The organism is Pararhodobacter sp., assembly GCF_034676545.1.
Lineage (GTDB): Bacteria > Pseudomonadota > Alphaproteobacteria > Rhodobacterales > Rhodobacteraceae > Pararhodobacter.
Window position 1 is genome coordinate 775,742 of record NZ_JAUCBZ010000015.1, and the last position, 14,099, is coordinate 789,840.

Annotated in this window: 9 protein-coding genes and 2 pseudogenes; 2 read left to right on the top strand and 9 right to left on the bottom strand. The window is 63.2% G+C overall.

Going from position 1 to position 14,099, the window contains the following annotated elements; all coding sequences use genetic code 11:
* Window positions 1-141: 141 nt before the first annotated feature.
* Window positions 142-462 carry a metalloregulator ArsR/SmtB family transcription factor gene (locus VDQ28_RS07215; RefSeq protein ID WP_323035286.1) on the bottom strand — a complete coding sequence of 107 codons (321 nt, stop codon included), beginning with the start codon at window positions 460-462 and terminating at the stop codon, window positions 142-144.
* A gap of 129 nt (window positions 463-591) precedes the next feature.
* Here VDQ28_RS07215 and VDQ28_RS07220 point away from each other — a divergent pair, with 129 nt between their 5' ends.
* Both VDQ28_RS07220 and VDQ28_RS07225 read left to right on the top strand, forming a co-directional pair.
* Entirely contained in the window at window positions 592-1,551 is a 960-nt protein-coding gene (locus VDQ28_RS07220; RefSeq protein WP_323035287.1) for an efflux RND transporter periplasmic adaptor subunit, read from the top strand.
* Window positions 1,548-4,789, top strand: a pseudogene (locus VDQ28_RS07225) (efflux RND transporter permease subunit). Before VDQ28_RS07220 ends, VDQ28_RS07225 begins: the two are co-directional and overlap by 4 nt.
* Before the next feature lie 403 nt (window positions 4,790-5,192).
* Here VDQ28_RS07225 and VDQ28_RS07230 read toward each other — a convergent pair.
* From VDQ28_RS07230 to VDQ28_RS07265, 8 genes and pseudogenes are all read right to left on the bottom strand, one after another.
* The gene (locus VDQ28_RS07230) at window positions 5,193-5,897 is read right to left on the bottom strand and encodes an SDR family oxidoreductase (protein ID WP_323035288.1); all 705 of its coding nucleotides are present in this window, start codon (window positions 5,895-5,897) and stop codon (window positions 5,193-5,195) included.
* Window positions 5,898-6,121: 224 nt separating this feature from the next.
* Window positions 6,122-6,829, bottom strand: coding sequence for an ATP-binding cassette domain-containing protein (locus VDQ28_RS07235; RefSeq protein ID WP_323035289.1), 708 nt, complete (start codon window positions 6,827-6,829; stop codon window positions 6,122-6,124).
* 10 nt (window positions 6,830-6,839) lie between these two features.
* Window positions 6,840-8,012 (bottom strand): FtsX-like permease family protein, encoded by a 1,173-nt coding sequence (locus tag VDQ28_RS07240; RefSeq protein ID WP_323035290.1) that lies wholly within the window; start codon window positions 8,010-8,012, stop codon window positions 6,840-6,842.
* Window positions 8,009-9,238, bottom strand: coding sequence for an HlyD family efflux transporter periplasmic adaptor subunit (locus tag VDQ28_RS07245; RefSeq protein ID WP_323035291.1), 1,230 nt, complete (start codon window positions 9,236-9,238; stop codon window positions 8,009-8,011). Before VDQ28_RS07245 ends, VDQ28_RS07240 begins: the two co-directional genes overlap by 4 nt.
* A gap of 104 nt (window positions 9,239-9,342) precedes the next feature.
* The gene (locus VDQ28_RS07250; protein WP_323035292.1) at window positions 9,343-9,987 is read right to left on the bottom strand and encodes a DUF2726 domain-containing protein; all 645 of its coding nucleotides are present in this window, start codon (window positions 9,985-9,987) and stop codon (window positions 9,343-9,345) included.
* Window positions 9,988-10,230: 243 nt separating this feature from the next.
* Entirely contained in the window at window positions 10,231-10,392 is a 162-nt protein-coding gene (locus VDQ28_RS07255; protein ID WP_323035293.1) for a hypothetical protein, read from the bottom strand.
* A gap of 15 nt (window positions 10,393-10,407) precedes the next feature.
* The gene (locus VDQ28_RS07260; RefSeq protein WP_323035294.1) at window positions 10,408-12,780 is read right to left on the bottom strand and encodes a 1-deoxy-D-xylulose-5-phosphate synthase N-terminal domain-containing protein; all 2,373 of its coding nucleotides are present in this window, start codon (window positions 12,778-12,780) and stop codon (window positions 10,408-10,410) included.
* Between the two features lie 11 nt (window positions 12,781-12,791).
* Window positions 12,792-13,998 (bottom strand): annotated as a pseudogene (locus VDQ28_RS07265) (methionine gamma-lyase).
* Window positions 13,999-14,099: the final 101 nt, after the last annotated feature.

Genomic DNA, 14,099 nt, shown 5'->3' on the forward strand with positions numbered 1-14,099 from the left:
CCAGATCGACCTGCAAGACCCGGACATCTTCCGAATCGCGTTGATCTGGTAACCGGTCAAGATACCGGCTGAACTTGGCAACCGCATGGCGCGAGGGTCGTCGTGTGGCAGGCGAGAGGGTGCGACGGGTCATATTGTCGATCAAGCCGGCGGGCTGCAAAAGCTTGATTTGAGGTGATGCAGCAGTTCAAGGCAGCGCGGGTCGATGATCGAATAGTAGACCTGCAGCCCTTCTTTCTCGCCGCGAATCAACCCGTCCGCGCGCATTTTTGCCAGATGTTGTGACACCGCAGACTGCGACACGTTGGCCACCTTGCACAGCTCCGACACAGTGGCTTTGCCCGCCGCAAGACGGCAAAGAATGAGCAATCGGCGCGTGTTGGCCAAATGCTTGAGCCGGGTCGCGACGTCCTCGGCACGCGCCTGAAGCTCTGCCATTGGGTCAGCCTTGCCCTGCGTCATAATCTCGCACCAATCAGATTGACAACAATCTAGTGTTTGCTAAATTAGATTTTTCTAATATTAAAGTCAAGAAATCACCCTGACCATCACGGGTTTCTCATCTGCCGTGCCAAAACCGAAAGTGTCGCCATGTACAAGGTTTTCCTCTTGTCCCTTTTGCTCGCCGGGCCTGCCGTGGCGCAGACCCTCGACGTTGCGCCCACGCTGATTGCGGACCGCAAGGCCGTCTTTGCCACCGTGGAGAGCGTCGATACCTTGACGGCGCGGACCAGAATCGGGGGCACCATCGTGGACCTGCTGGTTGACGAAGGGGATTTTGTCGAGGCGGGCGACGTGTTGGCGTTGGTGGTCAATGAGCAGATGGCACCGCAGATTGCCTCGGCCACATCGCAGGCCGCCGCGCTCGAGGCCGAACTTGCGCAGTCGCGCGTCGATCTGGAGCGTGCCCAGGATTTGTTTTCCCGTGGCATCATCGCGCAGAGCCGTCTGGATCAGGCACAAACCGCTGTGGCGGTCCTCGAGGGACGCCTCGCATCGGCCACCCAGTCGCGCGATGTGTTGGTGCAGCAGGAACGCGAGGGGCAGGTTCTGGCGCCTGCGGCGGGCCGTGTGCTGGACGTGCTGACCCCGTCGGGCAGTGTCATGCTCCCCGGCGAGCCGGTCGCCATCATTGCGTCAGATCACTATCTTTTGCGGCTCAACCTTCCGGAACGTCATGCCCGCTCGATCGCGGTTGGGGATGAGATCGAGGTGGCCGGTGCCGCGCTGGGGGGGGATGTTGCCTCGATGGGGGTAATCCGTCAGGTGTATCCGCTGATCACGAATGGTCGCATTGTCGCGGATGCCGAAGTCGAGGGGCTGGGCAGCTACTTTGTCGGCGAACGGGTGCGGGTGCATATCGCCGTCGAAACGCGCGAGGTTATCGTCATTCCGCGAGGCTATGCTACCACCCGGTTCGGCAATGATTTCGTCATCCTTGAAACGGACTCGGGGCGCCGTGATGTGGTTGTTCTGTTGGGGCGAGACCTTGCAGAAGGCGTTGAAATACTTGCAGGACTGTCAGCTGGTGACACGCTGGTGCAGCCATGAAGCTGGGCATTTCGGGATTTCTGACCAAGGCCTTTATCCGCTCGCCACTGACGCCGCTGTTGTTGATGGCCTCGTTGGCCATGGGGTTGATCGCGCTCGCCGTGATCCCGCGTGAGGAAGAGCCGCAAATTTCGGTGCCAATGGTCGATGTGATGGTGCGCACCGACGGATTGCGCGCCCCCGATGCGGTCGAACTGGTGACCGAACCGCTCGAGGCGATCCTGCGTTCGATCAACGCGGTTGAACACGTCTATTCGCGCACCGAAGACGATCAGGTCATGGTCACCGCACGGTTCGACGTCGGAACCGACCCGGATGACGCCATCCTGCGCGTTCAAGAGCGCATCATGGCGAATATGGACCGTATCCCGCAGGGCATTCCACAGCCTTTGATCATCGGGCGCGGCATCAATGACGTGGCCATCGTGGCGCTTACCCTTTCGCCCAGACCAGAGGCTGCGGCACATTGGGACGACCGGGCGCTGTATTCGCTGGTCGAGGAATTGCGGGCCTCGCTGATGTCGGTTCAGGATGTCGGGCTGACCTATATCGTCGGCGGCGCACCGATCAGATCCGGATTGAGCCTGACCCGGAACAACTGGCGCTTTACGGGGTCACGCTGCAACAACTGGCGGCTCGGGTGACCGAAGCCAACCAGGCCTTTCCGGTCGGCGATGCCACGGGGCTTGATCGCACCTTGTCGGTGGTTGCCGGGCAGACCCTGCAAGGTCCCGTCGATATCGGCCTGTTGCAACTGACAAGTCGCGACGGACGTCCGGTCTATGTCCGCGACGTTGCCGATATCGTTGTCGGCGGCGCTCCGATTGATGCCCGCACATGGACCCTGATCCGTGACGACGAAGGCGCTGCCGACTGGACCCAGTTGCCGGCGGTGACGCTGGCGATTGCCAAGCGCGAAGGGGCCAACGCCGTTCTGGTGGCCGAACACGTCCTGGAGCGGCTGGAGCTTTTGCGCGGCGATCTGATCCCCGAGGATATCGACATCGAGATCACCCGCAACTATGGCGAATCCGCGGATGAAAAAGCCGACGAACTGCTGTTTCACCTGGGCCTGGCCACCGTTTCGATCGTCCTGCTTGTGGTCTTCGTGATTGGGTGGCGCGAGGGAATCGTGGTGGCGATTGTCATTCCGACGACGATTTTGCTGACGCTCTTTGCCTCCAACATGATGGGGTACACGATCAACCGCGTGTCGTTGTTCGCGCTGATTTTCTCGATCGGTATCCTTGTTGATGACGCCATCGTCGTGATTGAAAACATCGCGCGACACTGGGCCATGCGCGACGGGCGCAGCCGGGTCACCGCCGCAATCGAGGCCGTGGCCGAGGTCGGCAACCCGACCATCGTCGCCACCCTGACCGTGGTCGCGGCCCTCTTGCCGATGCTCTTTGTGTCGGGCCTGATGGGGCCGTATATGGGGCCGATTCCGGTCAATGCCTCGGCGGCGATGATCTTTTCGTTCTTTGTCGCGGTGATCCTGACGCCTTGGCTGATGCTCAAGATCGCCGGTCGCGGTGGCGCGGCTGCGGGGGGGCATGACCACGACAGCGAAGGCGTGCTTGGCCGCCTGTTCCGCAAGGTCGCCACGCCGGTGATCGCCAGTCGGTGGCGCTCTGGCGCGTTCCTGTTGGTGGTGATGGTCATGACAGCCGGGTCGATGACCTTTTTCTTCGACCGCACGGTGGTCGTGAAACTGCTGCCCTTTGACAACAAGTCGGAATTCCAGGTGATTCTGGATATGCCCGAGGGCACCAGCCTCGAGCGCACCGAGCGGGTTCTCACGCGGGCCGCCGAGCAATTGGCGCAGTTGTCCGAGGTGACCTCGATCCAATTGCATGCAGGCACCGCCGCGCCATTCAACTTCAACGGGCTGGTGCGCCACTACTATCTGCGCAATCGCCCCGAACTTGGCGATTTGCAGGTCAATCTGCTGCCCAAGCATGACCGCGAACGGTCCTCGCACGAGATCGCCTTGGCGGCGCGCCTCTTGCTGGCCAATCTGGACCTGCCCGAGGGGGCCTCCATCTCGGTTGCCGAGATCCCCCCCGGCCCGCCGGTTCTGGCGACGTTGCTTGCTGAAATCTATGGGCCAGATGCGCAAACCCGCCGAGCGGTCGCGCGCGAAGTCCGCGAGGCGTTTGCCGCGGTCCCCTATGTCGTCGATATCGAGGACAGCTTTGGCATCCCGCGCCCGCGCCTGCGGCTGGCGATTGATCAGGCGAACCTTGAATTCTTCCGCGTCCGCCAAAGCGATGTCTATGACACGATCCGCGTGTTGTTCGACGGGGTGCCGGTCGGCTATTCGCACCGTGGCGAAGGCCGCGACCCGACGGAAATTCGCGTGGCCCTGCCGCGTGGCGAGTTGAACTGGTCCGAGCGCATGGCCTCGACGCCTGTGCCCGCAAACCTGTTGCCCGGTGATCGGGGTGTCGTCGAGCTGGGCGATGTCGTGACCGTCACCGAGGAGGTCGGCAGCTATCCGATTTTCCGCCATAATGGGCGTTTTGCCGAAATGGTCATGGCGGAAATGGCGGGTGACTACGAGGCGCCGATCTATGGCATGATTGCGGTGCAAGAGGCGCTGGACGATCGCCCCTGGTCGGAGGCGGTGCCCCGGCCTGAGATCCGCCTGTATGGCCAACCCGAAGGCGACGCCACGCCGACGCTGCTTTGGGATGGCGAATGGGAGGTGACCTATGTCACCTTCCGCGACATGGGCGCGGCCTTTGCGGTGGCGATCCTTGGGATCTATGTGCTGGTGGTGGCGCAGTTCGGGTCTTTCCGGGTGCCGCTGATCATCCTGACGCCGATCCCGCTGACCTTCATCGGCATCGTCTTTGGTCACTGGCTGTATGGTGCGGCCTTTACCGCCACCTCGATGATCGGGTTCATCGCCCTGGCGGGTATCATTGTGCGCAACTCGATCCTGCTGGTTGATTTCATCCGCCACGGGGCGGAGGGGGATGAACCCCTGCGCGAAACCTTGCTGCGCGCTGGTGCGATCCGCTTCAAGCCGATCCTGCTCACGGCGATTGCCGCCATGATCGGGGCTTCGGTGATCCTGACCGATCCAATCTTTCAGGGGCTGGCGATTTCGCTTCTGTTCGGGCTGGCGTCTTCAACCTTGCTGACAGTGCTGGTCATTCCGGCCATTTATGTGCTGTTCAAAAACGCCAATGCGCCCTACCGACCCGACGCGCCGGCCGCTGAGGCGTGATCGGGCATAAAAGCCGCGACAGGATTCATCCTCGGCACATGACACCAAAGTGAGGGGCGGGCGGACATTGAACCGCTGGCCCCGTCACGTTGGCCGCTTGGCGCGGCGGCTGCACCACAGAACGCCGCTGCTCCTGGCTTGGCTGGCAGAGGTCAGCCGCGTTCGCACAGACAGTCACCCCGGAACCGGGCCTGACGCGGCGCAATCGGCAAAGCTCCATGCCCGCGCCGTTGCCCAAGCCGCCCAATCGGACAAGGCGCAAACACAGGGTCTTGCCCAAGTTGGATAGACCTTGGCCGCAACGTCTATCCAGTTGCCGGGACTGAACACCGCGGAAACCAAGGCTATGCCAATCGGCGACCAGCGGTTCCGATGACGTGTAACGCGCGCTTTTGCCGGCTGGTTACAGTTCAATGCGGATATCGTGAATCCACAGTTTTGGGCGCGAAAGCACAAAGACCACCACATCGGCCAGATCGTCGGGCTCGGTGAAGATGTGGTTCGGGACCGTTTCGCCCGCCTTTGCAAACATCTCGGTGTTGGTGCCCGACTGGTACACGCCGCCAACCCGCACGCCGGTGTTTTCCTCGTCGGCCTTCAGCACTTCGGTAAAGCCGCGCACCCCGTATTTCGTGGCGGTGTAGACGGATTGTCCGGCCTGCGCGACAACGCCGGATTTGGAAACGACGTTCAGGATGATGCTCTCATCATTGGCGCGCAAGGCGGGCAGGGCGGCTTGGGTGATCTGCATCAACCCGGTCAGGTTGGTCTGCACGGTGGCTTGCAAGATGTCCGGTGCGATCGTATCGAGCGGTCCGGTCTTGTGCCAGATGCCGGCGTTGTTGATCAGGATGTCCAGCCCGCCGAACGCCTTGGTCACCGCCTCAACCGCTGCGGTGATCGCGGCGGGGTCCTGGATATCACAGGCGATGCCGATGGCATCGGCGGCCCCGGCGGCTTTGCACTCGGCCTCTACTGTGCGCAGGCGCTCGACGTTGCGGCCCAGAATGGCGAGACGGGTTCCCGCAGCCGCGAGCTTCAGGCAAATATGCCGCCCGATCCCGTCACTGCCACCCGTCACGATGATCCGCTTGTTTCTCAAATCCATGATCCGCTCCTGTGTGATGCCTACAGCGTATCGCGCCCCATTGGATTCTGATAATCACCTGTGGGGTGAGGCAGCGTTTGCAAAGCAAATGCGTTCACCCCATCTTGTGAATGCAAGTGAACGCGACATGCCCCGGTCTATCGCAAGGGGTTGGCACTTGGAAGCGGCCTGATGCCGGTGCTGGTTGCGCCCCGTGATCGCCCCGTGATCGTCCTGCGAGGCCGTCAGCCGCCTGTTTGCGCCGTCTCTTTGATCGAGACGATCCGGCCATCCTCAAGCGTCAGGATGCGGTCGGCGCGGTCGAGGATCCGGTTGTCATGCGTCACCAAGAGGGTCGTGGTGCCGCGCTGTGCGCCCAGTCGTTTGAGCATATCGACGATATTCGCCGCGCTGTCCTTGTCGAGCGCGGCGGTCGGCTCATCGGCAAATATCATCTCGGGGTTGCCGACCAGCGCGCGCGCCACCGCCACCCGCTGCTTTTGCCCGCCTGACAGGTTCGCGGGCAGGTAATGCAGCCGGTCCGACAGACCGACAAGCCCCAGCGCCTGCGCCGCGGCGCGATGCGCCAGATCGTCGGGCACGCCGGGGCGGACCTGAATGCCCATGATCACGTTCTGCATGGCCGTCAGGCTCTCGTGCAGATTGTGGGACTGAAAGATGAACCCGAGCCTTTGGCGCAGTCTGGTCAGTTGCGCCTCGCTCGCGCCGTTCAGTTCGTGCCCCATCAGACGCACGGTGCCGTCCTGCACGCCACGCAGGCAGCCAAGCAGCGTCAGAACCGTGGTCTTGCCCGAGCCGGACGGCCCCATCAGCACCGTCAGGCTGCCGCGCGGCAAGGCGAGGTCGACGTCAAACAGCGCCTGTTTGCGGGCCTCGCCGGTGCCGAACCAGTGGTTCAGCCCGCGCACATCGACAATCGGATCGCTGGTCATGGCATCCCTCTCAGAACAAATCGGCCGGGTCGGCAAGCGCGAGCCGCCGAGTGGCAATGGCCCCCGACAGCACCGAGAACACCACCGTTCCGACAAACACCATGACCGCCATCGAGGTCGTCATCGCCAGCGGCAAAGCGGTGACCGTGCCCATGAAGGCCAGGATCCCCGCCCCCACGGCCAGCCCCGGCACAAAGCCCAGCACCCCCAGGATCAGCGCCTCCTCGATGACGATGCCCAGGAAGAAACGCGGCCCATAGCCCATCGCCTTGAAGGTCGCGTATTCGCGCAGATGGTCGGCCACATCCGCCGACAACACCTGATAGACGATCACCAAGCCGACCAGGACGCCGATCAGCACGCCAAAGCCGAAGATCACGCCGGTCGGGCGCTGGGTCTGCTGATAGCGCAGGTCCTCTTGCGCGGCGTCGGCATAGCCGCGGATGCGCAAGGTCTGGTCCGAGATCAGCCCGCGCAACCGCGCCACGACGGCGGCAACATTGGCACCGGGGCGCAGGCGCAACAGGATATGGTCCGGCGCGGCGGATTGGCGCGCGGGAAACAGCGACAAAAAGGTCTGGTCCGAGACAAACATATACCCATCGCCGCCAAACCCGCCGCCGCCGGCGAAGGTATCGAGCGCGGTCAGCGTGCGGTTCTGGGTCTCGAAGGACAGTGGCGTGTGCGGGCGGATCGCGGCGGCCTCGTCACGGGTCAGGCCCCGCGCCAACCGGTCAACGACCGCCACATCCTGCACCCGCAACAAGGCGACGTCGCCGGCAAGCTCTGGGGCCAGAAAGCCGGGTTGGCCGGGGTCGATGCCGAAGGTGGTGAACACGATCGTCTTGTCGCCCCGGTTCCACGGCACATTGCCGACAAACAGCCCCATTCCAGCGGTGACATCGGGGTCGGCAAAGGCTTGCAACATCCATTGCCGCGCGACATTGCCGCCTTCGGCCAGCGCATTCGCGTCAGGCGCGGAAATCATGATATCGGCGTTGAAAAACTCGTAGGGGCGCAGCGTGGCGGTGCCCATCGAATTCATGATGCCAAGCTGCACGAAGACCAGGACGTTGGCAAAGGCCACGCCCGAAAGCGCGGCAAAGAACCGGCCGCGCTTGTGCGTCAGTTGCAGCCAGCCAATCGGCAGGCGACCAAAGATCCATTGCAGCAGATGGCTCATTGTCCAGCCCGCGAAACGGCCCCGGTGTCGATGCGCGCCACGGCCTCGAGCCCGACATAATGCGCGGCAAGCACCGACGACGGAGCATCCAGCGCGACCAGCACGCGGATCACCCGGGCGTCGGAATTGGCGGCGGCATCATCCGAGATCAGACCCTGTCGCCCCACGGTCAGGCCGATGCTGGCCACCGTGCCGCGCAAGGACTGACCCAGCGCGGGCGCTGCCAGTTCGACCGGTTGGCCCACGGCGACGGCGCTGATGCGATCCTGCCAGACCTCGACCTCGGCCATCATGACGCTGATGTCACCCATCTCCATGATGCCCACGTTTGGCGGGCGCTGCCCCGGTGTGGCGTGAATATCCAGGATCGTGCCGTCAATCGGCGCGCGCACCTCGGCGCGGGCCATGTCCATCCGGGCGCGCAACAGTTCAGCCTCGGCGGCGGCGACGTTCAGGGTTGCCACGACGACATCGGGTTGATCCTCCAGCGCCCCGGCGGTGAAGCGGGCCAGCGTCGCCTCGGCACGTTGCACGGCGATCTGTGCGCCCTCGGCGGCGGTGCGGGCGGTGTCCAGCGTCGTACTGGCGGATACACCGCGCTCGGCCAGATCGGCGATGCGCGCAAGACTGGTCTCGGATTCGCGGGCCGTGGCGCGCGCCTGATCCAGCGTTGCCTGCGCCTCGGCCTGGCTGGCGGTGATGGCGCTGCGGGTTTGCGCCAGCGTGGCTTGCCGGATGGCAAGATTGGCCTCGGCCATCAGCACCGCACCCTCCAGTGCCGGGGCGTTATCCAGCCGCGCCACCGGATCGCCGCGTGTCACCGTATCGCCAACCGCGACAAGGATCTCGGTGACCCGCGCATCGCCCGCGCCATAGGGTGCGGCGACAATCGCCACATCGCCCCGCGGCATCAGGCGCGACAGGCCGATAACATCGGTCGGCAGCAGGGTTTCGGCCATGTCCTGCGGCAGTTCGATATCCGCCGGCAGCGCAATGGGGTGGTCGGCACCGCCGCCGGGTTGCAAGCCGGTCAGCGCGTAGAATTTCTGCAGGCCCGGAGGCTGATAATACAGGCCGATCACGCTGCCGATGAAAACGGACAACGGGATCAGCAGAACCAGCAAAAACCGTTTGCGAAACCAGCGCCGCCGCCGGGGCGTGGCGTCATCGCCTGCCGTGTCTCGTCCGAGATCAAGCGGCAAGTCGGGGGCGTCCTTTGCGGTCATCGTGGTCGTCCTTCCGAATACAGGTCCGGCAAGGTATAGGCGGCGCGCGACATGCGGTCTTTGCGCTAAGTCATGAAATGCGCCGTCTGGTGTGTTTGCCGGGCTCAGGTATAGCTCAGCGTTTCGGTCCCGATGCCAAGCAGCCGCTTCATTTGCGCGGTGATATCGTCCGGGCGCATATCCGGCGTCACCTCCAGCAAGGGGATTCCGGCACGGCGCAGGGCTTCTTTCTTGACCGCATCGCGCAGGAACGCGGTTTGACCCAGATAATGCCCCGACCCCTGATACTCGACCGCCAGCGCGCCTTGCCCTGTTCTGTCGATAATCAGGAAATCCACGCGCTTGGAATTGATTGAGGCAAAGGCTTCTTCTTTGAGCGCTACCTCGGTTTGCGGCTCGGGCTTGAGGAATTCGCCGAGATTGACCTGCGCCATGACGCGATACCCATCCCGAAGCCCGGCGCTGGTGCGTTCCAGAATGGAGAAAACACGGTACTCGCCCTTGTTCATCAAGGGCGTTTTCACGAAGCCCACACGCGCAATGGCCTCTGCCTGCAGTTTCGGGTCGCGCATATCCCGACGCCCCGCGGTGTTCTGGCTGTATCGCCACGCAGTCCGCGTGCCACGCCGTCTGCCCCGGAGCCGATGTTCAAGAATCTTGACCACCAGCAGCAATCCGAAGGGCACCAGAAGCCACGGCGAGAGGTTTGCCAGAACATTCTGTACGGCCATTTCAAGCATATTCTCCATGACGGCACTCCACAACTTATACCTGTATCGGCCTAAGGCGAGAAACGGACAAAATTATGGCGCGGCGCCGGGACTTGCGGGTGATCGGTGCCGGGCCGTTTTGGCCGCGGGGCTGTCAGGATTTTCACGCGGGTTTGGTGTCTCGTGGTGGAGACACGCACCGCCCCAGCGGCCATCAGGGCGTGCGCCTCGGCGGGCGTCAGCACGGGACGGGCGGCGCAGAACGCCCTTTGCGCGGGGCCATCACGCTGCGCCGGGAACAGGGTGAACAACTCGTCCCGGGTCGCGCGAGCCATCGCCCTCGCCGGTTTCGCCGCCGATGATCTTGTGATCGGATGACAGCGAGGGGTTTTGCCGGGCGGCGGCAAGGCCAAGGCGTCTCTTACCGCCTTGGCGTCTGATCATTCCGGCCTGCCGCGGTTAGGCAGGTGTGTTGCGTGGCAGCTTCCGGCCGCGTGACAGCTCGCTGGCCGATTGCACCAATGCCGCCGCATCAATCCGGAAATGGCGGTACAGATCCGCAATCGTTCCGGTCTGCCCAAAGTGTTCGACGCCATGCGAGACGGTTTGATGCCCGCGCACCGCGCCCAGCCAGGACAGCGTTGCCGGGTGCCCGTCGATCACCGTGATCAGAATGCAATCGCGCGGCACATCGCGCAGCAGCGTTTCAATATGCGCCTGTGCGCTGTCGTGGCCATGCGCGCGCGCCCGCTGCGCCGCCGTCCAGCCTGCGTTCAGGCGGTCGGCCGAGGTCACCGCCAGCACGCCGACATCGCGCCGCCCCTGGGCGATCTCGCCCGCGGCCTTGATCGCCTCGGGCGCGACGGCCCCTTGATAAGCGATCACCACCTCGCAATTCGGCCCCGGCTTGCGCATCCAATAGGCGCCGTCGATGGCCCCTTGGCGGAAATCGTCATCCACCCGCTTGCCCGGTTGCTCCAGCGGGTTGGTGGTCAGCCGCAGATACACCGAGCCGCCGGTCTCGTCGCGCAGCCAGGTGCGCTCATCGGGGTCGCCTTCGCCGTCCTTTTGCAGGTAGCCGAACGCCCATTCCATGATCACCGCCAGCTCGTCGGCAAAGGCAGGTTCGAACGCGGCCAGCCCGTCTTGCGACATGCCGATCAACGGCGAGCCAATGGATTGATGCGCGCCGCCCTCATAGGCCAGGGTCACGCCAGACGGGGTGCCGACAATGATAAAGCGCGCATCCTGATAGCAGGCGTAGTTCAGCGCATCGAGACCGCGCGCCACGAATGGATCATAGACCGTGCCAATCGGGATCAGCCGCTTGCCAAACAGCGAATGCGACAGGCCCGCCGCCGCCAACAGCAGAAACAGGTTCATCTCGGCGATGCCCAACTCGATATGCTGGCCCTCGGGCGCGAACTCCCATTTTGCGGTCGAGGGGATATTCTCGGCCTTGAACGTATCGGCCTGATGCGCGCGTGCAAACAGTTTGCGGCGGTTGACCCAGGGGCCAAGGTTGGTGGTGCCGGTCACATCGGGCGAGGTGGTGACGATGCGTTCCGCCAACAGGCTGTCGCCCTTGGACAGATCGTCAAGGATTTTGCCAAAGGCCATCTGCGTGGAGATTTCGCGATCCGACGACAGGGAGATTGACGGCACCGGGATGATATCATCCTTGAAGCGACGCGGGCCCTTGGCAAAGAACGGGGTGTTTTGCAGCTGGCGCTCAAAGGCGTCCGGGTCGGCGATGGTGGCGAACCTGTCCCATTCCTGCCCCTCCGGCACGCCCATATATTCCTGCCAGGCGGCCATCTGCGTCTTGTTCATCAACCCGCCGTGGTTGTCCTTGTGGCCGGCAATCGGCGTGCCCCAACCCTTGATCGTATAGGCCAGAAAGCAGACCGGGCGGTCATGGTCGATCGCGGCAAAGGTATCGGCCATCGTCGACACGCAATTGCCGCCGAGGTTCTCCATCAGGTCCGCCAATTCCGCATCACTGCGCCGCTCGATCAGCGCGGTGACGTCACCCTGATCGCCCAAGGCATCCATCAGCCGCGCGCGCCAGACGGCACCGCCCATGAAGGTCAGCGCGGCATAAAGCTGGTTCGGGCAATCGTCGATCCACTGGCGCAGTTTCTCGCCGCCGGGTTCCTGAAACGCGGCGCGCTGAAGCACACCGTATTTGACCCGCACCACATCCCAGCCGAACGCATCAAAGATCTTTTCGACCCGCTGAAACAGGCCCTCGCGCACGATGCCATCCAGCGATTGCCGGTTGTAATCAATCACCCACCAGCAGTTGCGCAGATCGTTTTTCCAACCCTCTTGCAGCGCCTCGTAGATGTTGCCCTCGTCCAGTTCGGCATCGCCCACCAGCGCGATCATGCGGCCCAGCTGCTGATCCTGCCCCCAGGATTTCGCCTGAATATAGTCCTGAATGAGCGCGGCAAAGGAGGTGATCGCCACGCCCAGCCCCACCGAGCCGGTCGAGAAATCGACGTCGTCAACATCCTTGGTGCGGCTGGGATAGCTTTGCACCCCGCCATAGCCGCGGAAATTCTCCATTTTTTCGCGGGTCTGGTGGCCCATCAGGTATTGGATCGCGTGAAAGACCGGCGAGGCATGGGGTTTGACCGCCACGCGATCCTCGGGCCGCAGGATCTGAAAATAGAGCGCCGTCAGGATCGAGACCATCGAGGCGCTGCTGGCCTGATGCCCACCGACCTTGATCCCGTCCGCCTTTGGCCGGATGTGGTTGGCGTGGTGGATCATCCAGTGCGACAGCCACAGCAGGCGCTGTTCGATGGTCTTGAGGTCTTGCGGCATGTCAGGTTTCCTTATGCGGCGCTCCGTGCCGGGGGCTTGGGCAGGGCTTGGTCGAGATCGTAGAGCAAGTCATCGACACCTTCGAGTCCCACTGACAGGCGCACAAGGCCCTCGCCGATCCCATGCAAGGCGCGCTCTTCGGGGCTATAGGTCGAATGCGTCATGCTGGCCGGGTGCTGGATCAGCGTTTCGGCATCGCCCAGCGATACGGCGCGGGTGATCAGGTGCAGCCGGTTCATCATCGACCGGCCTGCCGCCATGCCGCCCTCCAGCTCAAACGCGATCATGCCGCCGAATTGCGCCATCTGCCGGGTGGCAAGGTCGTGTTGTTCAAAGCTTTTCAGGCCGGGATACGAGACCTTCTGCACGCCGGGGGTTTGCTCTAGGAACGCGGCGATGGTGGCGGCGCTGGAACAATGCCGGTCCATGCGCAATTCCAGGGTTTTCAGGCCGCGCAAGATCAACATGGCGTTGAACGGGGCCATCACCGCGCCGGTCATGTCCTTCATGCCATAGAGCCGAATTTCCGAGACCAGTTCCGCCGACCCCGCCAGCAGACCCGCCACGACATCGCCATGCCCGCCCAGATATTTCGTCGCCGAGTGCAGCACGATATCAGCCCCGTGTTTGATCGGCTGCGTCAGATAGGGCGTGGCATAGGTGTTATCGACCACCACATAGGCACCGCGCGCGTGGGCAATCCGCGAGATCGCCTGAATATCGACCAACCGCATGTTCGGGTTGGCGGGAGTCTCGAAATACACGACCTTGGTTTTGGCGCTGATCGCGGCGGTCAGGTTTTCGGGGTTGGTCAGGTCCACATGGGTGACGATCACGCCGAATTTTGCCAACCCGTGCTGCATGAAGGAAAAGGTGCAGCCATAGAGCGTCTTGTCGAGGATCACCTCGTCGCCCGGTGCCAGCAGCGTCCACATGGTCGCGGTGATCGCGCCCATGCCCGATGCCAGCGCCAGCCCGGCCTCGGCCCCCTCCAGGATCGCGATGCGTTTTTCCAGCAGGTCGCAGGTGGGGTTGGAAATGCGCGAATAGATATGCCCGGCGCGGTCGCCCGCGAACATCTCGCCGCCGGCCTTCGGCGGATTCGAACGCGAAGGTCGAGGTCAGATGCAGGGGCGGCGTCAGCGCGCCTTCGTTCTGCATCGGGTCATAGCCATGGTGAATGGCACGCGTGGCAAAGCTCTGGGGACGATTGCGCATGGCGGAACTCCTGTGGTTTCGCCAAGCATGATAGGATGGTTTTGCGGCGCATTTCTTGCTATCTGCGCCCATATGCCGTGATATATTGGCATAAAATGCCA